This window comes from Plantactinospora sp. DSM 117369 (assembly GCF_053764795.1).
Genome location: NZ_CM132446.1, coordinates 8,626,915 through 8,647,535, shown reverse-complemented (window position 1 = coordinate 8,647,535; position 20,621 = coordinate 8,626,915). Strand labels below are relative to the sequence as shown.

The window sequence follows — 20,621 nt, the reverse complement described above, 5'->3', positions numbered from 1 at the left end:
CGCCGTTCCGGTTAACCGGGCCCTGAATAGAGGAAGAAGAGGATGGCCGAGCTGACCATCTCGTCGGAGGAGATCCGCGGCGCGCTGGAGCGCTACGTCTCCTCCTATTCGCCCGACGTCTCCCGTGAGGAGGTCGGCACCGTCGCCGACGCCGGTGACGGCATCGCCCACGTCGAGGGCCTGCCCTCGACCATGACCAACGAGTTGCTGGAGTTCGAGGACGGCACCCTCGGCCTGGCGCTCAACCTCGACGTCCGCGAGATCGGCGTCGTGGTGCTCGGTGACTACGGCGGGATCGAGGAGGGGCAGCGGGTCAAGCGGACCGGCCGGGTCCTCTCGGTGCCGGTCGGCGACGCGTTCCTCGGCCGGGTGGTCAACCCGCTCGGCCAGCCGATCGACGGCCTCGGCGACATCGCCAACGAGGGCTACCGCGAGCTGGAGCTGCAGGCGCCGAACGTGATGGCCCGGCAGAGCGTCAACGAGGCGTTGCAGACCGGCATCAAGGCGATCGACGCGATGACCGCGATCGGCCGGGGCCAGCGGCAGCTGATCATCGGTGACCGGCGGACCGGCAAGACCACCGTCGCGCTGGACACGATCCTCAACCAGCGGGACAACTGGCGCTCCGGCGACCCGGCCAAGCAGGTCCGCTGCATCTACGTGGCGATCGGCCAGAAGGGCTCGACCATCGCCTCGGTCAAGGGCCTGCTGGAGGAGCAAGGCGCGATGGAATACACCACCATCGTCGCCTCGCCCGCCTCCGACCCGGCCGGCTACAAGTACATCGCCCCGTACGCCGGCTCGGCCATCGGCCAGCACTGGATGTACGCCGGCAAGCACGTCCTGATCGTCTTCGACGACCTGACCAAGCAGGCCGAGGCGTACCGGGCGGTGTCGCTGCTGCTGCGCCGCCCGCCGGGCCGCGAGGCGTACCCGGGTGACGTCTTCTACCTGCACTCCCGGCTGCTGGAGCGCTGCGCGAAGCTCTCGGACGAGATGGGCGGCGGCTCGATGACCGGTCTGCCGATCATCGAGACCAAGGGCAACGACATCTCCGCGTTCATCCCGACCAACGTCATCTCGATCACCGACGGCCAGATCTTCCTGGAAACCGACCTGTTCAACCAGGGTGTCCGGCCGGCGATCAACGTCGGTACCTCGGTCTCCCGGGTCGGCGGTGCCGCCCAGGTGAAGCCGATGAAGAAGGTGGCCGGCCGGCTCCGGCTGGACCTGGCGCAGTACCGCGAGTTGGAGGCGTTCGCCGCGCTCGCCTCAGACCTGGACAAGGCGTCCCAGGACCAGCTCAGCCGGGGTGCCCGGCTGGTGGAGCTGCTGAAGCAGACCAACTACTCGCCGTTCCCGGTGCAGGAGCAGGTGGTCTCGGTCTGGATCGGCACCGAGGGCAAGCTGGACGACGTGCCGATCGGCGAGGTCCGGCGCTTCGAGTCCGAGTTTCTGGAGTTCCTCCGCCACCAGTACAAGCCGACGATGCAGTCGATCGCGGACAACAACTGGGACGACGACATCATCAACGCGCTGAACGAGGCCGTCACCCGGTTTAAGCAGATGTTCCTCGGCAAGGAGGACGAGGTGCGGGTCAACGAGGCGCCGGCCGAGCCGATGGAGGGCGAGCAGGACCGCGAGACGGTCACCCGGTACCGCGGCGACGAGTCGGCCCCGGCCGAGAAGCAGTAGGGCTGACCGGTGGCTGCCCAGGTACGCGTTCTTCGTCAACGGATCCGCTCGGCGAAGTCGATGAAGAAGATCACCAAGGCGATGGAGCTCGTCGCGACGAGCCGACTCGCCAAGGCCCAGTCCCGGGTCGCGGCGTCGCTGCCGTACGCCCAGGCCATCACCGGCGTGCTCACCGCGCTGGCGTCCAACGCGGCCATCGACCACCCGCTGCTCACCGCCCGGCCGAAGGTCCGCCGGGCCGGGGTGGTCGTGGTCACCAGCGACCGCGGCCTGGCCGGCGGTTACACCTCCAATGCGATCAAGGCGGCGGAGTCGCTGATCGCCCGGTTGAAGGCCGACGGCAAGGAGCCGGTGCTCTACGTCATCGGCCGCAAGGGTGTCGGCTTCTACCGGTTCCGGCAGCGGAAGGTGGAGGCGAGCTGGACGGGCTTCTCCGAGCAGCCGACCTTCGCCGACGCCAAGCAGGTGGGCGAGACGCTGATCAAGGCGTTCGTCTCCGGCGCGGACGACGTGGAGGGCGGTGACCCGGGGATCGACGGCGTGCTCGGCGTCGACGAGCTGCACATCGTCTACACGCAGTTCAAGTCGCTGATGTCGCAGACCCCGGTGGCCCGGATCATCGGGCCGATGGAGGTCGAGGACCGGCCGCGCTCCGAGGGGCTGCTGCCGGCGTACGAGTTCGAGCCGGAGGCGGACGCGCTGCTGGACGCGCTGCTGCCGAAATACATCAACACGCGGATCTACGCGGCGTTGCTCGAGTCGGCGGCCAGCGAGTCGGCCTCGCGTCGTCGGGCGATGAAGAGCGCGACGGACAACGCCGAAGAGATGATCGAGACCTACACGCGTGAGATGAACTCGGCCCGTCAGGCCGGGATCACCCAGGAGATCAGTGAGATCGTCGGCGGCGCGAACGCGCTGGCCGCGTCGGGAAGTGAAGTGTGATGACTGCTCCTTCAGAGACCAAGACCGCGACGGGCCGCGTGGTCCGGGTCATCGGCCCGGTCGTCGACGCCGAGTTCCCGCGCGACGCCATGCCGGAGATCTTCAACGCTCTCAAGGTGGAGGTGACCCTCTCCGGTGGCCAGAAGACGCTGACCCTGGAGGTCGCCCAGCACCTGGGCGACAACATGGTCCGGACGATCTCGATGCAGCCGACCGACGGTCTGGTCCGGGGCACCGAGGTCCGGGACACCGGTTCGCCGATCACCGTGCCGGTCGGTGACGCGGTCAAGGGCCGGGTCTTCAACACCATCGGCGAGGTGCTCAACCTCAAGGAGGGCGAGACCTTCGAGGCGGCCGACCGGTGGCAGATCCACCGCAAGGCGCCGGCCTTCGCCGACCTGGAGCCGAAGACCGAGATGCTGGAGACCGGCATCAAGGTCATCGACCTGCTCGCCCCGTACGTCAAGGGTGGCAAGATCGGTCTGTTCGGCGGTGCCGGTGTGGGCAAGACGGTGCTGATCCAGGAGATGATCACCCGGGTCGCCAACAACTTCGGTGGTACCTCGGTCTTCGCCGGGGTGGGTGAGCGGACCCGTGAGGGCAACGACCTCATCCACGAGATGACCGAGTCCGGCGTCATCGACAAGACCGCGCTGGTCTACGGCCAGATGGACGAGCCGCCGGGCACCCGGCTCCGGGTGGCGCTCTCCGCGCTGACCATGGCGGAGTACTTCCGGGACGTGAACAAGCAGGAAGTGCTGCTCTTCATCGACAACATCTTCCGGTTCACCCAGGCCGGTTCGGAGGTCTCCACCCTGCTCGGCCGGATGCCGAGCGCGGTGGGCTACCAGCCGACCCTGGCCGACGAGATGGGCGAGCTCCAGGAGCGGATCACCTCGGTCCGGGGCCAGGCGATCACCTCGATGCAGGCGATCTACGTGCCGGCGGACGACTACACCGACCCGGCGCCGGCCACCACCTTCGCCCACCTGGACGCCACCACCAACCTGGAGCGGTCGATCTCCGACAAGGGCATCTACCCGGCGGTGGACCCGCTGGCGTCCTCGTCCCGGATCCTCGCGCCGGAGTTCGTCGGTGCCGAGCACTTCGCGGTCGCCTCCGAGGTGAAGCGGATCCTGCAGCGCTACAAGGACCTGCAGGACATCATCGCCATCCTCGGCATCGAGGAGCTCTCCGAGGAGGACAAGCTCACCGTCGGCCGGGCCCGCCGGATCGAGCGGTTCCTCTCCCAGAACACGTACGCGGCCGAGGTCTTCACCGGCATCAAGGGCTCGTACGTGCCGGTCAAGGACACCGTCGAGGCGTTCAAGAAGATCAGCGAGGGCGAGTACGACCACTTCCCCGAGCAGGCCTTCTTCATGTGCGGTGGGCTCGACGACCTGGAGCGCAACGCCCGTGAGCTGATGAAGGACTAGTTCACCGGCGAGTACGCGTACGCCAGCCGCACCGGCAGTCGCCGGTGCGGCTTCGGCGTCTTCACCCGCTGTTCACCTGCACGCTCTGGTCGATTTGTTCGGTCTTCATCTGGTTCCGCTGCTTTGGTAACCCGACTTTGCCGGGTACCGTCGTGGGCGGCCCGCAACCCCGGCTGACCGGCACGTCTCTGTCCAGTGGGCCCGTCCTGGTCGCGGGGTGCTACGAACGGAGTGTCTGGTGGGTGAAGGCGGCAGCGGCGACGGTCGAGCGGGCGGCAGGATCCACCGGCTGGCCCGGCAGCGGCGGGGCGCCACGCCGGGCTCCCCGGCCGCCGACGAGCCTGGCCCGGAGCGGATGGGTCCCGAGCGGACGGGCTCGGGTCGGCGGCACCGGGACAGGTCTCGGGCGCCGCGCTGGGCCCGGGTCTGCACCATGCTCGGTGCCCTGCTGGTGCTCGTCAGCGGCGCCGGGCTGGTCGGCTTCGAGGCGGTGCTCGCCCGCTACGAGGGAGCGGTGCAGGAGGCCGACCTCTTCGGCGACGAGGCGGCCGGCGCGGTGCCGGAGAAGAAGTCGGACATCAAGGGCCCGCTGAACGTCCTGCTGGTCGGGATCGACCCGCGGACGCCGGAGTGGGCACCACTGGCCGACTCGATCATGGTGCTGCACGTGAACGAGACGCTGGATTCGGCGTACCTCTTCTCGCTGCCCCGGGACCTGCTGGTCGAGATCCCGGCCTTCGCCAAGGCCGACTACAACGGCGGTACGGAGAAGCTGAACGCCGCGATGGCGCACGGCAGCAAGGTGCCCGGCGGGAAGCTGCCGAGCGCGGCCCAGGGCTTCGAGTTGCTCTCCAGGACCGTCTCCCAGGTGACCGGCATCGAGCGGTTCGACGCCGGGGCGATCATCAACTTCAACGGCTTCCAGAAGATCGTCGACGCGATGGGCGGCGTCGACATGTACATCGACACGAACGTCAAGTCGGAGCACCGGCAGCCGAACGGCAAGATGCGCACGCTGAAGCCGGGTGGTGGCGGGTACACCGGGCCGCAGGCGCAGTACACGAAGGGCAATGCCCACCTGTCGGGCTGGCAGGCGCTGGACTACGTCCGGCAGCGGTACGGCCTGCCGAACGGTGACTACGACCGGCAGCGGCACCAGCAGCAGTTCGTCCGGGCAATGGCCGACCAGGCGCTGAGCAAGGACGTGGTGACCAACCCGATCAAGCTGGATTCGGTGCTCCGGGCGGCCGGCGAGTCGCTGATCTTCAACGGTCGCGGTCACGACCTGGTCGACTTCGCCTTCGCGCTGCGCGGGCTCCGGTCGGACTCGATCCAGATGATCAAGTTGCCGGGTGGTGGGGTGACCCAGGGCGGCGACTATCAGGGCGAGAGGTTCCAGCCGATCGCGGACGAGTTCTTCGCCGCGATCAAGGCCGGCACCGTCGACAGCTTCGTCATCAACAACCCCGAACTACTGAACAAGGCCAAGTAACCCGCTCGGGGCCGGAGCCACCCGGGGCGTCCGGGCCGGTCCGGCCGGGTCCCTCGGGTACCGGTGCCACACGCACCAGGATCCATGGCTAGTCTCTGCAACATTTCCGCCCCGTCGACCCGTCCTTATTGACGGGCGCGAGAATTCCAGGGCGCTACGGATGGAGATGCAGTGAGCGAGGGCGGCAAGGGCGCTGGCCGGTCCACCAGACGGACGGGCCGGCCGGAGCGCGGTCGGGACGGCAGCGTCGGGCTGATCGGCGACGGCTCGGTGGGCGACCTGTCGGGCGGCGGACGGCCGATTATCCAGGGGCGGCGCAAGAAGTCGGTCGTACCGATGTGGGCCCGGCTCTGCACGATCTTCGGCGCCGTGCTGGTGCTGCTCAGCGGCGGCGTGCTGGTCGGCCTGGAGGCGGTGTTCTCCCGGGTCGAGGGGGCGGTGACCGAGGAGGACCTCTTCGGCGACTCCGCCGCCGGGGCGCCGGCGGCGGAGAGGAAGTCGGACATCAAGGGCCCGCTGAACATCCTGCTGGTCGGCATCGACCCGCGGAAGCCGGAGACCCCGCCGCTGGCCGACTCGATCATGGTGCTGCACGTGAACGAGACGCTGGACTCGGCGTACCTCTTCTCGCTGCCCCGGGACCTGCTGGTCGACATCCCCCGCTTCGCCAAGGCCGACTTCTCGGGTGACCGGACGAAGCTGAACGCCGCGATGTCGTACGGCAGCAGGGTGCCCGGCGAGAAGCTGCCGAGCGCGGCCCAGGGCTTCGAGTTGCTCTCCCTGACGGTCTCCAAGGTGACCGGGATCAAGCGGTTCGACGCGGGCGCGATCATCAACTTCGGCGGCTTCCTGAAGATCGTCGACGCCATGGGCGGCGTCACGATGTACATCGACCAGAACGTCAAGTCGGAGCACCGCCGCCCGGACGGTACGCACCGGGCGCACAAACCCGTTGGAGAGGGCTACGTCGGCCCGCAGGCGCAGTACAAGAAGGGCACCCGGCACCTGGAGGGCTGGCAGGCGCTGGACTACGTCCGCCAGCGGTACCCGCAGAACGGGGTGACCGACGGGGACTACGGCCGGCAGCGGCACCAGCAGCAGTTCGTGCGGGCCATGGCCGACCAGGCGCTGAGCAAGGACGTGGTGACCAACCCGGTCAAGCTGGACCGGGTGATCCGGGCGGCGGGTAAGTCGCTGATCTTCAGCGGCCGTGGCCACAAGCTGCTCGACTTCGGTTTCGCGCTGCGCAACCTGCGCTCGGACTCGATCCAGATGATCAAGCTGCCCGGCGGCGGTGTCATCGTCGGCGGCGACTACCAGGGCGAGAAGTTCCAGCCGATCGCGCAGGAGTTCTTCGCCGCGCTCAAGGCCGGCACGGTCGACAGCTTTGTGATCAACAATCCGGAGTTGTTGAACAAGGTCAAGTGAGCGGTACCGGTCGGAGCCACCCGGCTGGGAGCGGCGGCGGGAGCCGGACTAGACTTTCCACAATCCCGCCGCCGCAGCAAGGAGACAGCGTGGCACAGCTTCAGGTCGAACTCGTCGCCGTCGAGGAAAAGATCTGGACGGGCGAGGCCGAGATGGTCGTCGCACGGACGACCGAGGGTGAGCTCGGAGTGCTGCCGGGACACGCGCCGCTGCTCGGGCAGCTCGCCGAGCCCGGCCAGGTACGCATCAAGCTGGCCGGCGGCGAGCAGTTGACCTACGACGTGAACGGCGGCTTCCTCTCGGTGACCAGCTCCGGGGTAACGGTGCTGGCCGAGAGCGCCAGCCCGGTGACCGAGTCCTCGAGCCGCTGACCCGACACGTCGATGCTGGTCTTGCGTTGGATCGGAATCGGCGTCCTGGTGCTGCTCCTCGCGGTTGCGGCACTCTTCGTCCGGCGAGCCCTGATGACCCGTTCCGGCGGCATCATCCGGCTCAGCGTGCGGGTCACGACGATCCTCGACGGCCGCGGCTGGTCGCCGGGCTTCGCGCGGTTCGCCGAGACCGAGCTCCGCTGGTACCGGATGTTCAGCTTCGCGCTCCGGCCGAAGCGGGTACTCTCCCGGCGTGGCCTCGCGGTGGAGCGCCGCCGGCTACCCGAGGGCCAGGAACGGCTCATCATGCCCGCCGACTGGGTGATCCTGCGATGTGTCAGTCACCAGGCACCCGTGGAGATCGCGATGGCGAAGTCCACGGTCACCGGTTTTCTCTCCTGGCTTGAGTCCGCCCCTCCGGGGGCGGTTTCTCATTTGGTGCTCCGCGACTGAGCCCGGGTTCGCGGCGAGGCCACCCGTCGGCCGGCGGCCGGTCACCGGTCGGTCCGACACGACGCTGCACCGGTTCGCGGTGACCAACCCTTCCGGCGGCCGGTAACCCCCGCCCGACACGACTGCACCCCGGTTCGCATGATCGAGCGTGCGGCCGGGGCGGGAGGCGGATGGGGGATCAGGGGCGGCTCGGCTCCGGGCCGCGCGAGGCGGAGCGGGTCCCCGGGCGGACCGGTCCGGGGTGCCGGCCGGGTCCGCCGCGCTCCTCGCCGGCCGGTTGCCGGATCGGCCGCCGGCAGTGGTAGACCACCGCGGGCGGCAGGTTGGCCCAGACCGTCCCGCCGACCACGACCTCCTCGAACAGTTCCCGGAGGTTCCGGTGCAGCCGCCGGGCCGGCGGCGACCAGCGGGCGTGCTGGTAGGCGAAGGTGGTGAAGACCCCGTCGTCGGCGAGCGCCGCGACGACCGCGGTGAGGATTTCCCGCTGCTTCTGCGCGCTGAACACGGCCCAGGGCAGGCCGCTGACGATCACCTGGGCCGGCGGCAGGTTCCGCTCGGAGAGCAGCCCGGCCAGCGCTCCGGCGTCGGCCTGGAGCACGTCGACCGCCGGATGCTCCCGGGCCAGCCGGTCCGCGAAGGTCGAGTTGACCTCCACCGCGAGGTGTCGGCCCTGACCGGCCAGCCGGCGCTGGATCACCCGGGTAAACGCCCCGGTGCCGGGGCCGAGTTCGACCACCAGCGGCTGCCCGCTCCGGGGGATCGTCGCGGTGATCCGCTCGGCGAGCGGCGTTCCGCTGGGCGCGATGGCACCGACCGCCCGGGGGTCGCGGGCCAACTGGGCCAGAAACGAGATCATCTCGGTGGGCACGGACCGAAGCTAGGCGAACTGATCAATCTCGGATGTCATCCGGCCGGCCGGTGTACCCGGCCACTCGGAGGAGGCGCCGAGACCGGTGGCAGGAGTCGCAGCCGGAGTTGCGGCTCCGTATCGTTGCGGCGTGCGGGTGCGGCGGAGATGGTGGCCAGATGTGCTGATGGGCCTGGTCGGAGGCGCCTTCGGGCTGGCCAAGCTGGGCTGGCCCGTGGTGCAGAGCGAGCCGCTGCCCCTGCTGGTGACGGTGGCCGCCGGGCTGATCCTGGTGGCGGTCCGCCGGTGGCCCTGGCCGGTGCTGCTGGCCGAGTGCCTGCTGCTCAGCGTCGCCAACTGGACCGCCCCGCTGGGCGCCGACGTCGCCCACTTCGCCGCCCTGACCGCGCTCGGGATCATCGCGTACGCCGCGAACTGGCCGGCCACCGCCGTGGCGCTGGGGCTGTCGTACGCGGCGTCGCTGGTGCACCTGATCGGCCCCGACAGCGAGGGGCTGCTTCCCGGGCAGCAGGGGTTCATCCAACTCGCCGGCTTCTTCGGGATCTCCGTCGCCCCGGTCGCCCTGGCCCGCTACCTCGGTCGGGTGCGCCGGGTGGCCCAGTCGGCCGAGGAGCGCGCCCGGGAGGTCGAGGCGCAGCAGGAGGTGCAGACCCGGGCGGCCCGGCTGGCCGAGCGGGCGGCCATCGCCCGGGACCTGCACGACATCGTCGCGCACCACGTGGGCGCGATCGCGTTGCAGGCCGGCGCGGCGCAGTACGCGGCCCGGCGTACCGGCCGGGTGGACGACGCGGTGCAGGCGCTGGGGGAGTTGCGGGTCACCGCCGGCCAGGTGCTCGACGAACTGCGGGCGCTGCTGGAAGTGCTGCGCGACCCGGACGCGATCGTGGCGGGTGGGCCGCCGATCGAACCCGAGCAGTTGATCATGGATGCCGAGCAGCGGGTCCGGGCGGCCGGGGTGGCGGTCCGGATGAACCTGGCCAGCGACGTCGGCGAGGCGCCGCTGGTGGTGCGTACCACCGCCGCGCGGGTGGTGCAGGAGGGGCTGACCAACACCCTCAAGCACGCCGGACCGGGCGCGACCGCCTCGGTGGACATCCGGCCGGACGGTACCGGCCTGCTGGTCGAGGTGCTCGACACCGGCCCGGAGCAGCCCCGGCCGTCCCTGCTGCCGCCCTCCGGGCACGGGCTGGCCGGGATGCGGGAACGGGTCCGGCTGCTCGGCGGCACGCTGCTCGCCGGCCCCACCGGCGGCGGTGGCTGGCGGCTCGCCGCGCACCTGCCGATCCGGGAGAAGACGGCGGCGATCTGCGCGAAGCCGGCGCCCCGAGCGGTCGACGCGGAGCCGACCGGGCGGTCCCGGTGACCGTACGTGTCCTGGTCGTCGACGACCAAGCCCTGGTCCGGGCCGGGGTGACCCTGCTGCTCCGCACCGCCGGCGGGTTCGACATCGTCGGCGAGGCCGGCGACGGGCGGGAGGCGGTCCGGCTGGCCGAGCGGCTCCGCCCGGACGTGGTGCTGATGGACCTGCGGATGCCCCGGATGGACGGCATCGAGGCCACCCGGCGGATCCTCGACCAGCACCCGGCGACCCGGGTACTGGTGCTGACCACCTTCGCCGACGACGCCAACATCTACGGGGCGCTCGGCGCCGGGGCGATCGGCTACCTGGTCAAGGACGGCGCCCCCGAGGACCTGGTGGACGCGGTCGGCCGGGCCGCCCGGGGTGAGCCGCTGCTGGCACCGGCCGTACTGGCCCGGATCGTGCACCGGGCGTTGCAGGCACACACCGAGGACACCGAACGCGGCTCCGACGCCGTACGGCCGTCGGGTCGCCGGCTGCTCAGCGGCCGGGAGCGCGAGGTGCTGGCCCTGGTCGGCGCCGGGCTCTCCAACGCCGAGATCGCCTCCCGGATGCACCTGGGGGTCACCACCGTCAAGACGCACGTCTCGGCGGCGATGGAGAAGCTCGGGCTGCGCAACCGGGTCCAGGCCGCGGTGGTGGCGCACCGGCTCGGTCTGGTCGACGACGACTTCCGGCCGATCGGCCTGGACGGACCGGGCCGGGACAGCAGTACCCGCGACGAGAACACTCCGGGCACCGTCCCGCCAGCGTCCCGGTGATCCCGACGGGGTGTGCCCCAGGGGACGGCCGCCGCGCACCGGCCAGTCGGCGGAGCCGGTGCGGCCCGCGGCACGACGCCGGCCGGCGGGCGCGCCGGGCACGGTGCAGGGGTGGATCCCGCCGCTGGCCACCGCGCTGGCCGTCTGCGCCCTGGTCGCGTTCGCCGGGGACCAACTCGGCGGCCTGTCCCGGCGGGCCGGGAGGCGCCGGGCCGGTCAGCCGCCGGGGACGGGGACTGAGGAGGCACAGAGTTCCACCTCGAACCCGGACCTGTCAGTCAGGTAGCCGGCGTAGTTCTCCGGCCCGCCCGCGTACGGGTGGCGGTCGGCGAAGAGCAGCGACCAGCCGTACCCGGAGGCCAGCGCGACCAGCCGGTCCACGGCGGCGGGCGGGCCGGCGTGGAAGGCCAGGTGGTTGAGGCCCGGCGCGAGCCGGTCGTGCCGCCGGGACGACAGCGCGGGGGACTCCTCCAGTACCAGGTAGGTCGGGCCGTGCCGCCAGGAGCGGCCGGCCGGCCAGCTCTGGTACGGCGTCCAGCCCAGTTCGCCGAGGAGCCAGCCCCAGCTCGTGCTGGCCTGGGCGAGGTCCGGTACCCAGATCTCGACGTGGTGCAACCCGCCAGGCGGGACGGGCGGCTGGTCGGGGGTCACCCCGCTCGGGGCGTTACCGGGAGCGGCCGGGTCAGCGCTGGCCACCCGGCACCCATAGCACATCTCCGGCCGGATTCGCGGTTCTTGCCAGGATGAACAGCAAATCCGAGAGGCGGTTGAGATACTTTGCCGGGAGAGTGCTGGTTCGATCTGGTTCGGAGCTGATCAGGGCCCATGCCGAGCGCTCGGCCCGCCGGGCGATCGTGCGTGCCACGTGCAGCAGGGCCGCTCCCGGGGTGCCGCCGGGCAGGACGAAGGAGTCGAGTTTGGCCAGTCGGGCGTTGTACCGGTCGCACCAGCCCTCCAGCCGCCGTACGTACTCCTCGGTGACCCGCAGCGGCGGGTACGCCGGCTCCGGCTCGACCGGGGTGGCGAGGTCGGCGCCGACGTCGAAGAGGTCGTTCTGGACCGTGCCGAGCACGGTGCGGAGGTCCTCGTCGAGCTGCCCGAGGGCCAGCGCCACCCCGATCGCCGCGTTGCACTCGTCGACGTCGGCGTACGCGCCGATCCGCGGGTCCGTCTTGGCGACCTCTTCGTTGTTGCTCAGCCTGGTCGTGCCGGCGTCGCCGGTCCTGGTGTAGATGCGGGTGAGGTGGACGGCCATGACGAACAGCGTACGGACGTCAAGTCCGGCGACGGCGGCCCGGCCCGGGCCGGGAACCGGGCAGGGCTGGCCGGACGGCACCGGGCCGGGTGGGGCGGACGACTCTACGATTTGCGACGTGGACGTGATCAGAGTCAGCGGCGGCGCCCGGCTGGAGGGCCAGGTGCACGTCGTGGGTGCCAAGAATTCCGCGCTGAAACTGATGGCGGCGGCGCTGCTCGCCCCGGGGCGGAGTGTGATCACGAACGTACCCCGGATCACCGATATCGCGATCATGGCCGAGGTGCTGCGCCGGCTCGGCTGTGCCGTCTCATTCGCCGACGACGAGGGCGATGGTGCGGCGGGCGGGGACGGCGACCCGCCCCGGTCCTGTTCGGTGACGATCGACGTGCCGACGGATCCCGGCACCGAGGCCGACTACGACCTGGTACGCCGGCTCCGCGCCTCGATCTGCGTGCTCGGCCCGCTGCTGGCCCGGCGCGGGTACGTCCGGGTGGCGCACCCCGGCGGCGACGCCATCGGCTCACGCGGGCTGGACATGCACGTGGCCGGGCTGGCCCGGATGGGCGCGGAGATCTCCGGTGAGCACGGCTTCGTCATCGCCTCGGCACCCCGGGGGCTGCACGGCGCGACGATCTGGCTCGACTTCCCCAGCGTCGGCGCCACCGAGAACCTGGTGATGGCGGCGGTACTGGCCAGGGGCGTCACCGAGATCGACAACGCCGCCCGCGAGCCGGAGATCGTGGACATCTGCACCATGCTCAGCCAGATGGGTGCCAAGATCGATGGGGCCGGCACGTCCATGCTGCGCATCGAGGGCGTCTCGGAGCTGCGCCCGGTCCGGCACGCCACGGTCGGCGACCGGATCGTCGCCGGCACCTGGGCCTTCGCGGCGGCGATGACCCGGGGCGACGTCACGGTGACCGGCGCGAGCCCGGCCTTCCTGGAGATCGCGCTCGACAAGCTGGTCTCGGCCGGGTGCCTGGTCGAGACCCGGGCCGACGCGTTCCGGGTGCAGTTGGACCGGCGGCCGTCGGCGGTGGACGTGGTGACCCTGCCGTTCCCGGGCTTCGCCACCGACCTGCTGCCGATGGCGATCGGGCTGGCCTCGGTGAGCGAGGGGGCCTCGCTGGTCACCGAGAACATCTTCGACGGCCGGTTCATGTTCGTGAACGAGATGGCCCGGCTGGGTGCGGACATCAAGACCGACGGGCACCACGCGGTGGTCCGGGGCCGGGAGCGGCTCTCCAGTGCTCCGGTGCGGGCCACCGACATCCGGGCCGGGGCGGGCCTGGTGATCGCCGGACTCTGCGCCGACGGGGTCACCGAGGTCTCGCACGTGCACCACGTCGACCGGGGCTATCCGGACTTCATCGCCGACCTGCGGAGCCTGGGGGTCGAGGTGGAGCGGGCGACCGCTCCCGAAGAGCCGGCGTTCACGTTGTGACCGGGCGGCGGGCGGCCAGCTCAGGAGGCGGACCGGGACTCCGGGTCCGAGTGTTCCGCGCAGGTGCCGGTCGTCGCGAACCGGCGCAGCGCGTTCGCGAGCTGCCCGAGGTCCAGCCCGTCGAGGTGGTCGACGATGTGCCGCCGGACGCTGGCCAGGTGGGTCGGGTAGGCCGCCTCCAGCCGGGCCAGCCCGGCGTCGGTGAGCACGGCGTTCCAGCCCCGGGCGTCCTCGGCGCAGCGGATCCGCTCGACGAAGCCCTGCTGCTCCAGCCGGGTGACGATCCGGGTCATCCCGCTGAGCGAGAGGTCGCAGGCGGTGGCCAGCTCGTTCATCCGCATCCGGCGGTCGGGCGCCTCGGAGAGGTGCATCAGCGCGGCGTACTCGTTGATCGACAGGCGCTGCTCGCGGGTCAGGTCGGCGTCCAGCGCCCGCGGCACGACGATGATCGCCCGGCCCAGTGCCCGGACGACGGCCTCCTCCTCGCTGCTCAACGGGGGCAACGGGGTTGTCATGGAGAACACACTAGCACGGCGATTGCTTGACAAAGCAACTATCGCGACATTTGCTTGACGCGACAAGCACTTGGTTGTCGCTCATTTCGAGAGGGAAAAACGAACAATGACCAGAATTGGCATCATCCTTGGCAGCACTCGCCCCGGCCGCAACGGCGAGGCCGTGGCCCGCTGGGTGTACGACATCGCCCGTCAGCGCAGTGACGCCGAGTACGAGCTGGTCGACCTGCTCGACTACAAGCTGCCGCACCTCGACGAGGCGATCCCGCCGAGCATGGGGCAGTACGCGAACCCGCACACCCTGGAGTGGGCCGCCAAGATCGCCTCGTTCGACGGGTTCGTCATGGTGACCCCGGAGTACAACCACTCCACCTCGGGCGCGCTGAAGAACGCCATCGACTTCCTCTTCGCCGAGTGGAACAACAAGGCGGTCGGGTTCGTCAGCTACGGCACGGTCGGCGGGGCCCGGGCGGTCGAGCACCTGCGCCTGATCGCCGGTGAGCTGATGATGGCCGACGTACGGGCCCAGGTGGCGCTCTCGCTGCACACCGACTTCGAGAACTACAGCGTCTTCAAGCCCGGTCCGCACCAGGCGGACGCCCTCGGCGTCGTACTGGACCAGACCGTCACCTGGAGCACCGCGCTCGCGCCGCTGCGCGCTAGCTGACCCCGTCGCGCCCCGCGACGACCACCGTCGGGCCGGCGGCACCCCGGACATGCCCCCGGGGTGCCGCCGGCCGTACCGGTTACCGGCGGGTAGCGGCGGCCGGAGCGACCGCTAAGGTGGCCTGCGAGGACACAATCCAGCCGAAGGAGTGCGCACATGGCGGGTCGACTCGCGGTCATCGGGGCCGGTTTGATGGGTTCGGGCATCGCCCAGGTCGCGGCGCGGGCGGGCTGGCAGGTCACCCTGCGCGACCTGGACGACGCCGCCACCCGCCGCGGCCTGTCCGGCATCCGTACGTCACTGGAGAAGTTCGCGGCCAAGGGCACGATCGAGGCCGACGAGGTAGAGGCGACGCTGCGGCGGATCACCCCGACCACCGAGCTGGAGGCGGCGGCCGACGCCGACATCGTGGTCGAGGCGGTCTTCGAGCGGCTGGAGATCAAGCAGGAGGTGTTCCGGGCGCTCGACAAGATCTGTGCCCCCGGTGCGGTCCTGGCCACCAACACCTCGGCCATCCCGGTCACCCAGATCGCGGCGGCCACCGGCCGGCCGGAGTCGGTCGTCGGCACCCACTTCTTCTCACCGGTCCCGATGATGAAGCTCTGCGAGCTGGTCCGGGGCTACAAGACCAGCGACGAGACGCTGGCCACCGCCCGGGAGTTCGCCGAGGAGATCGGCAAGACCTGCGTGGTGGTCAACCGGGACATCGCCGGCTTCGTCACCACCCGACTGATCACCGCCCTGGTGATGGAGGCGGTCAAGCTCGTCGAGTCCGGGGTGATCTCGCCGGAGGACCTGGACACCGCCTGCAAGCTCGGCTTCGGGCATGCCATGGGGCCGCTGGCCACCACCGACCTGACCGGCGCCGACGTGCTGCTGCACGCGACGAAGAACATCTACGCCGACACCGCCGACGAGAAGTTCTTCCCGCCGGAGCTGTTGCAGCGGATGGTCACCGCCGGTGACCTGGGGCGGAAGACCGGAAAGGGCTTCTACTCGTACTGACCGGGCTGGTGCCCGACCGACCGCGTGCTGGATCAGCCGTCGCGGCGGCTGGTCCAGCGGAAGGTGGTCAGGCAGAGCACCAGACCGGCGACGCACCAGAGGCCGAGTACCAGGGCGACCCGGCCCAGTTCGAAGGAGCCGGCCGGCTCCAGGGCGCCGAACGACTCGGGCAGGAATACCGAGCGCAGACCCTGGCACATCCACTTCAGCGGGAAGATCGCCGCGACCTGCTGCATCCAGCTCGGCAGGTCGGTGAAGACGAAGAAGACCCCGGAGATGAACTGGAGCACCAGGGCCACCGGGGTCACCGTGGCGGACGCGCCACGCCCGGTGCGGGGCAGCGAGGAGAAGGCGATGCCGCAGAGGGTGCAGGCGGTGATGCCGAGGGTGGAGATCCAGAACAGGTCGAACCACTTGCCGGCGGTCTGCGGCAGGGTGAGGTCGAAGAGCAGCGCGGCGACGGCGAGCAGCAGTACGGTCTCGGCGAGGCCGATCACGGCGACCATGATGATCTTGCCGACGAAGTACACCCACTTCGGCATCGGGGTGCCGCGCAGCCGCTTCAGCACGCCGCGGTCCCGCTCGATCGGGATCTGGATGGCCAGGCTCTGGAAGCCGACCGTCAGTAGGCCGGTGGCGATCATGCCGGTCACGAAGTACTGCGTAAACCGGACTCCGCCCCCGATCTCGCCCTTGAAGATCGACGCGAAGATCAGGATCATCACCACCGGGAAGAGCATGGTGAAGACCACGGACTCGCGGCTGCGCAGGAACTGGCGTACCTCCAGCCGGCCCTGCCGGAGGCCGAGCGCGACCGGCCCGACCCGGCGGGCCGGCGCGGACTGCGGCGGCCTGCCGGCGGTCTCCGGTGCGGTGGTCGAGGTGCTCATCGGTGCCCGATCATCCGTAGGTAGACGTCCTCCAGGGTGGGCCGGGTCACGGTCAGCCCCGGCACCTCGCCGCCGAACCGCGCGGCCAGCTCCGCGACCAGCGCCGTCGGCGTCGCGCTCTCGACCCGCTCCACCGCGCCCTCCGGGGTACGCCAGGAGACCGTGGCCAGCGCCTCCGCCCGGTTGCCGAGCCGGGCCGGAGCGGCCACCTCGACCAGCCGCCCGCCGGTGATCACCGCGACCCGGTCGGCGAGCGCCTCGGCCTCGTCCAGGTAGTGCGTGGTCAGCACGATGGTGGTGCCGGCGGCGGCCAGGTCCCGGATCAGCTCCCAGAATTCGCGGCGGGCCTCCGGGTCGAAGCCGGTGGTCGGCTCGTCCAGGAAGAGCAGCTCGGGTCGGCCGACGATGCCGAGCGCCACGTCCAGCCGGCGCTTCTGCCCACCGGAGAGGGTGTGGGTGCGCGCCTTCGCCTTGCCAGCCAGCCCGACCCGTTCGACTACCTTGTCCGGGTCGTCCGGGGCGGGGTAGAAGCCGGCGAAGTGCTGCACCACCTCGGCCACCGTCAGGTCGTCGAACTCGCCGGTGCCCTGGAGCACGATGCCGACCCGGGACCGCCACTGCCCGTCCGCGCGGTCCGGATCGACGCCGAGCACGCTGACCTCGCCCGCGTCCCGGCGCCGGTAGCCCTCCAGGATCTCGACCGTGGTGGTCTTGCCGGCACCGTTCGGCCCGAGCAGGGCGAAGACCTCGCCCCGGGACACCGCCAGGTCGACGCCGTCCACGGCGACCGTCCCGCCGTACGCCTTGCGCAACCCCCGCACGGAGATCGCGAGCTGCTCTGCCATGGGTCAACTATGCGTGACGGACCGGTCGTACCGGTCACCGGGTCGGGCGGCCCGCCGCTCCGCCCGGCGACGCCGGCGTCGGCGTACCACCCAGATCGCGAAGAGCGGCACGGCCAGCAGGAAGAGCAGGACCAGCACCGGCAGCAGGATCGCCGACAGCGAGAAGACCACGCTGGTCGCGTCCTCGGCGGTGCTCGCCACCGGGGCGCCGAAGCCGGCCGTACCGGCGTTGATCACCGGCCGGGCCGCCGCCTTGACCCCGTGCACGCCGAGCGCGATCAGCACCCCGATCACCACCGGCACCCACTGGTGGGAGCCGAAGAACTGGCCCGGGTCGCTGACCGTGACCGTCTCCGCCCCGGAACCCGCCCCGAAGGCGAGCCCGCCGGCGGTCGGCCGGACCACGGTCTGCACCACGTCGTTGACGTGGTCGACCACCGGCACCTTGTCGGCGACCACCTCGATGGCGAGCAGTACCACCAGGATCGCCAGCACCCAGCCGTTGGAGATCCACTGCCAGCCGCTGGGCAGGTTCACCACGTCGGTGTACCGGGCGAGCAGCCCCATGGTGAGCAGCGGGATGTACGCGTTGAGACCGGCCGATGCCGCGAGGCCGGTTCCGGTGAGGGCTTCCAGCACGGGTACCAGGATGGCACCGACGCGCCAGGACGGCGCGCCCAGCGGTACCGGACCGCTCCGCTACCCTCGTCGGGTGCGGTTGGTGATAGCGCGGTGCTCTGTGGACTACGTCGGGCGGCTCTCGGCACACCTGCCGCTGGCGACCCGGTTGCTGATGCTGAAGGCGGACGGGTCGGTCTCGATCCACGCCGACGACCGGGCGTACAAGCCACTGAACTGGATGAGCCCGCCGTGCCGGCTGGAGGAGGCCCCCGGGGTGTGGCGGGTCGTCAACAAGGCCGGTGAGGAGCTGCGGATCACCCTGGAGGAGATCTTCCAGGACACCTCGTACGAGCTGGGCGTCGACCCGGGGCTGCGCAAGGACGGCGTGGAGGCGCACCTCCAGGAACTGCTGGCCGCCACCCCCACCGAGCTGGGTGACGGGTTCACGCTGATCCGGCGGGAGTACATGACCGCGATCGGTCCGGTCGACCTGCTCTGCCGGGACGGTGCCGGAGCCACCGTGGCGGTCGAGGTGAAGCGGCGCGGCGAGATCGACGGGGTGGAACAGCTCACCCGCTACCTGGAACTGCTCAACCGCGATCCGCTGCTCGCACCGGTCAGCGGGGTGTTCGCCGCCCAGGAGATCAAGCCGCAGGCCCGGGTGCTCGCCACCGACCGGGGCATCCGGTGCGTGGCGGTGAACTACGACCGGCTGCGCGGCATCGAGAAGGACGAGTTGACGCTCTTCTGACCGGTCAGGCGTGCGGGCCGACGGCCACCTCGCCGAGGGTGAGCCGGGGAGCGCCCGCCAGGATCTCGCCGACCCGCTGCACCTGTTCGTCGAGTTCGCGGAGCTGCCGGGGGCGCAGTTCCACCAGCGACTCCACGGTGACGTCGATCCGCCGGCCGGAGCGGCGCTGGTGCCAGACCCCGGCCACCAGGCCGTCGACCAGCAGCGCCGGGTAGTTGCCGGCCTGGCCACCGGCGAGCGCACGTGCGGCGGCCGGGCCGGGGAAGACCTCCGCGCGGGGAAAGCAGTTCACCGGGTACGCGTCGAAGTACGGCAGCAGCCGCACCCCGCGCGGCGGCTCCTCCGGCACGTCGGTGTCGCCGGCCAGCACCCAGGCCGGAGAGCCCGCCATGGAGACCTCTTCCAGCTCTCCGCCGAGCGAGTCGAACAGCTCCACCGCCCATCGCTTCGGCACCGCCAGCCACTGCGCGACGTGTGCCGGGGTGGCCGGCCCGTACGCGTACAGGTAGCGCCGGAGCACCTCGGCGAGGGCGGTACGCCCGTCGGCGGGCCGGAACCCGGGCAGCCAGCGGGCCGGGTTGGTGTACGTCACCAGCCGGCCCCGGTTCGGGCCGAAGCACATCGCCCCGCGCCGGGTGGCCAGCGACATCGCCTCGACCCAGCGCGGCCACCAGCCCTGGAACGCCGCCATCGCCGGTTCTCCCGCCCACGGCCCGGTACCCGCGACCACCGCCTCGGTCAGCTCGTCGGTGGTCAGCTCCGCGTCCCGCAGCGCCTCGGCGATCGCCGCGACGACCTGCTCGGCCTGCTCCTCGGTGAGCAGGTCGAGCGGGCGTGCCGGCAGCGCCGACAGGGCACCGGTCCAGATCGGCAGGTCGGCGGTGGCCAGCAGGTGCACGGTGAACCGGGGGCCGCGGGTCTTGACCAGGCTGCGCTCGTCCCAGAGTGCCGTCCGTACGTCCAGCCGGGTGGTCCCGGTGGTGCGCAGCCCGATCGCGAGTTCGGCGGCGGAGAGCACCTGGGCGTGTACCCCGCCGAGCCGGGCCGCGACCTCGGCCGGGCCGGCTGCGGGCAGCGGCGCCGTCAAGCCCTGCCGGTCCAGGCGTCGGCGGCGGACCTGCTCGTACGTGAGCCGCCGCATCAGCGGAGCCTCGCGGGACCGGTGTGCGACGGGTGGGTCTGGCACGTCGTCATGCCGGGAACGCTAGCGGCTATTGAGGCCAGTTCCTGGCACCTGTCCGCCGAGGCGTCGAGGCGGGAGGGTGCGGAGAACCCGGTCGCGAAGTTGAAGAAAACTTTCAGGAACATCGATTGACTGTGTGGATTTCCGCCGTAATAATTGTCATCAATATTGATCAACGTCGTTTCCCTTAAACCCCCGAAGGGAGGACCGATCATGGCAGCTGTGACCGGAGAGGTGTCCTGGTTCTGTTGCGGTAGCGCCTGGGGCCCGTGCGCGTCGACCGGCCGGGGCGCCTGTGGCACCTGCACCTCCGGCAACTTCCAGCACGCCTGGCCGAACGCCTCGGCCGCCTGCCTCGCGATCACCCGGCCCGACGTCTGCGGCACCAGCCTCGCGCGCCGGACCTGCGGGTTCGTGCACTACACCACCAACCTCTGCAACGGAGCCCGGGTCGGCACCTCGATCGCCGACTGCGGGCCGCAGACCGACCTGTTCTGCGGTGAGCGCGCCTGCTGCGGCTCGTCCTGTGGCACCAACCGGATCATCGACCTGACGCCGGCGGCGTACAGCGCGATCGCCAGCCTCTCCACCGGGCTGCGGCCCTGCTCTGTCGACTCGGTGTAGGGGAGGAGGACC

The 20,621-nt window shown here is 70.9% G+C and carries 22 protein-coding genes; 14 read left to right on the top strand and 8 right to left on the bottom strand.

What is annotated here, in order from left to right; translation table 11 throughout:
• Positions 1-42 precede the first annotated feature (42 nt).
• From atpA to ACSMXO_RS36935, 7 genes are all read left to right on the top strand, one after another.
• Positions 43-1,695, top strand: a complete 1,653-nt coding sequence (atpA, locus tag ACSMXO_RS36965) for a F0F1 ATP synthase subunit alpha (RefSeq protein WP_346260857.1) — start codon at positions 43-45, stop codon at positions 1,693-1,695.
• A 9-nt stretch (positions 1,696-1,704) separates the two neighbouring features.
• Positions 1,705-2,637, top strand: coding sequence for a F0F1 ATP synthase subunit gamma (locus tag ACSMXO_RS36960; protein ID WP_346260856.1), 933 nt, complete (start codon positions 1,705-1,707; stop codon positions 2,635-2,637).
• On the top strand, positions 2,637-4,073 hold the full coding sequence (atpD, locus tag ACSMXO_RS36955) for a F0F1 ATP synthase subunit beta (protein WP_346260855.1): 1,437 nt from the start codon (positions 2,637-2,639) through the stop codon (positions 4,071-4,073). The genes ACSMXO_RS36960 and atpD overlap by 1 nt, the downstream gene beginning before the upstream one ends.
• A gap of 355 nt (positions 4,074-4,428) precedes the next feature.
• A complete protein-coding gene (locus tag ACSMXO_RS36950; RefSeq protein WP_455419400.1) occupies positions 4,429-5,565 on the top strand; it encodes an LCP family protein in 1,137 nt (378 codons plus the stop codon).
• A 336-nt stretch (positions 5,566-5,901) separates the two neighbouring features.
• Positions 5,902-6,993, top strand: coding sequence for an LCP family protein (locus ACSMXO_RS36945; RefSeq protein WP_455419399.1), 1,092 nt, complete (start codon positions 5,902-5,904; stop codon positions 6,991-6,993).
• An 89-nt stretch (positions 6,994-7,082) separates the two neighbouring features.
• The gene (locus ACSMXO_RS36940; protein WP_346260854.1) at positions 7,083-7,364 is read left to right on the top strand and encodes a F0F1 ATP synthase subunit epsilon; all 282 of its coding nucleotides are present in this window, start codon (positions 7,083-7,085) and stop codon (positions 7,362-7,364) included.
• A gap of 12 nt (positions 7,365-7,376) precedes the next feature.
• Positions 7,377-7,817 (top strand): DUF2550 domain-containing protein, encoded by a 441-nt coding sequence (locus tag ACSMXO_RS36935; RefSeq protein WP_346260853.1) that lies wholly within the window; start codon positions 7,377-7,379, stop codon positions 7,815-7,817.
• A gap of 178 nt (positions 7,818-7,995) precedes the next feature.
• Here ACSMXO_RS36935 and ACSMXO_RS36930 read toward each other — a convergent pair whose 3' ends face one another.
• Positions 7,996-8,685 carry a class I SAM-dependent methyltransferase gene (locus ACSMXO_RS36930; protein ID WP_455415563.1) on the bottom strand — a complete coding sequence of 230 codons (690 nt, stop codon included), beginning with the start codon at positions 8,683-8,685 and terminating at the stop codon, positions 7,996-7,998.
• 166 nt (positions 8,686-8,851) lie between these two features.
• On the opposite strand from ACSMXO_RS36930, the gene ACSMXO_RS36925 reads away from it, so the two are divergent.
• Together ACSMXO_RS36925 and ACSMXO_RS36920 are read left to right on the top strand one after the other, a co-directional pair.
• Positions 8,852-10,048, top strand: coding sequence for a sensor histidine kinase (locus tag ACSMXO_RS36925; RefSeq protein WP_455415562.1), 1,197 nt, complete (start codon positions 8,852-8,854; stop codon positions 10,046-10,048).
• Positions 10,045-10,806 carry a response regulator gene (locus ACSMXO_RS36920; RefSeq protein WP_455415561.1) on the top strand — a complete coding sequence of 254 codons (762 nt, stop codon included), beginning with the start codon at positions 10,045-10,047 and terminating at the stop codon, positions 10,804-10,806. The genes ACSMXO_RS36925 and ACSMXO_RS36920 overlap by 4 nt, the downstream gene beginning before the upstream one ends.
• Before the next feature lie 216 nt (positions 10,807-11,022).
• Here ACSMXO_RS36920 and ACSMXO_RS36915 read toward each other — a convergent pair whose 3' ends face one another.
• Positions 11,023-11,457, bottom strand: coding sequence for a VOC family protein (locus ACSMXO_RS36915; RefSeq protein ID WP_455419398.1), 435 nt, complete (start codon positions 11,455-11,457; stop codon positions 11,023-11,025).
• A gap of 31 nt (positions 11,458-11,488) precedes the next feature.
• Complete coding sequence (locus ACSMXO_RS36910) at positions 11,489-12,061, bottom strand: cob(I)yrinic acid a,c-diamide adenosyltransferase (protein WP_346260849.1); 573 nt, start codon at positions 12,059-12,061, stop codon at positions 11,489-11,491.
• On the opposite strand from ACSMXO_RS36910, the gene murA reads away from it, so the two are divergent.
• A complete protein-coding gene (murA, locus tag ACSMXO_RS36905; protein WP_455415560.1) occupies positions 12,060-13,508 on the top strand; it encodes a UDP-N-acetylglucosamine 1-carboxyvinyltransferase in 1,449 nt (482 codons plus the stop codon). The genes ACSMXO_RS36910 and murA overlap by 2 nt on opposite strands.
• A gap of 20 nt (positions 13,509-13,528) precedes the next feature.
• Here the strand turns inward: murA and ACSMXO_RS36900 are convergent, their stop codons facing one another.
• Positions 13,529-14,023 (bottom strand): MarR family winged helix-turn-helix transcriptional regulator, encoded by a 495-nt coding sequence (locus ACSMXO_RS36900; RefSeq protein WP_455415559.1) that lies wholly within the window; start codon positions 14,021-14,023, stop codon positions 13,529-13,531.
• Between the two features lie 106 nt (positions 14,024-14,129).
• Here ACSMXO_RS36900 and ACSMXO_RS36895 point away from each other — a divergent pair, with 106 nt between their 5' ends.
• Positions 14,130-14,690: an NADPH-dependent FMN reductase gene (locus tag ACSMXO_RS36895; RefSeq protein ID WP_455415558.1), complete on the top strand. Its 561-nt coding sequence runs from the start codon at positions 14,130-14,132 to the stop codon at positions 14,688-14,690.
• 156 nt (positions 14,691-14,846) lie between these two features.
• Positions 14,847-15,695, top strand: a complete 849-nt coding sequence (locus ACSMXO_RS36890; RefSeq protein WP_455415557.1) for a 3-hydroxyacyl-CoA dehydrogenase family protein — start codon at positions 14,847-14,849, stop codon at positions 15,693-15,695.
• 32 nt (positions 15,696-15,727) lie between these two features.
• Here the strand turns inward: ACSMXO_RS36890 and ACSMXO_RS36885 are convergent, their stop codons facing one another.
• The 3 genes from ACSMXO_RS36885 to ACSMXO_RS36875 are packed head-to-tail and all read right to left on the bottom strand — an operon-like array spanning position 15,728 to position 18,069.
• Entirely contained in the window at positions 15,728-16,585 is an 858-nt protein-coding gene (locus ACSMXO_RS36885) for an ABC transporter permease (protein ID WP_455415556.1), read from the bottom strand.
• A complete protein-coding gene (locus ACSMXO_RS36880) occupies positions 16,582-17,430 on the bottom strand; it encodes an ABC transporter ATP-binding protein (RefSeq protein ID WP_346260843.1) in 849 nt (282 codons plus the stop codon). The genes ACSMXO_RS36885 and ACSMXO_RS36880 overlap by 4 nt, the downstream gene beginning before the upstream one ends.
• A 3-nt stretch (positions 17,431-17,433) precedes the next feature.
• Positions 17,434-18,069, bottom strand: a complete 636-nt coding sequence (locus ACSMXO_RS36875; protein WP_455415555.1) for a DUF4126 domain-containing protein — start codon at positions 18,067-18,069, stop codon at positions 17,434-17,436.
• 73 nt (positions 18,070-18,142) lie between these two features.
• On the opposite strand from ACSMXO_RS36875, the gene nucS reads away from it, so the two are divergent.
• Positions 18,143-18,802 (top strand): endonuclease NucS, encoded by a 660-nt coding sequence (nucS, locus tag ACSMXO_RS36870; protein WP_346260841.1) that lies wholly within the window; start codon positions 18,143-18,145, stop codon positions 18,800-18,802.
• A 4-nt stretch (positions 18,803-18,806) separates the two neighbouring features.
• Here nucS and ACSMXO_RS36865 read toward each other — a convergent pair whose 3' ends face one another.
• The gene (locus tag ACSMXO_RS36865; RefSeq protein ID WP_455415554.1) at positions 18,807-19,943 is read right to left on the bottom strand and encodes a winged helix DNA-binding domain-containing protein; all 1,137 of its coding nucleotides are present in this window, start codon (positions 19,941-19,943) and stop codon (positions 18,807-18,809) included.
• Between the two features lie 255 nt (positions 19,944-20,198).
• Here ACSMXO_RS36865 and ACSMXO_RS36860 point away from each other — a divergent pair, with 255 nt between their 5' ends.
• The gene (locus ACSMXO_RS36860) at positions 20,199-20,609 is read left to right on the top strand and encodes an RlpA-like double-psi beta-barrel domain-containing protein (RefSeq protein ID WP_346260839.1); all 411 of its coding nucleotides are present in this window, start codon (positions 20,199-20,201) and stop codon (positions 20,607-20,609) included.
• Positions 20,610-20,621: the final 12 nt, after the last annotated feature.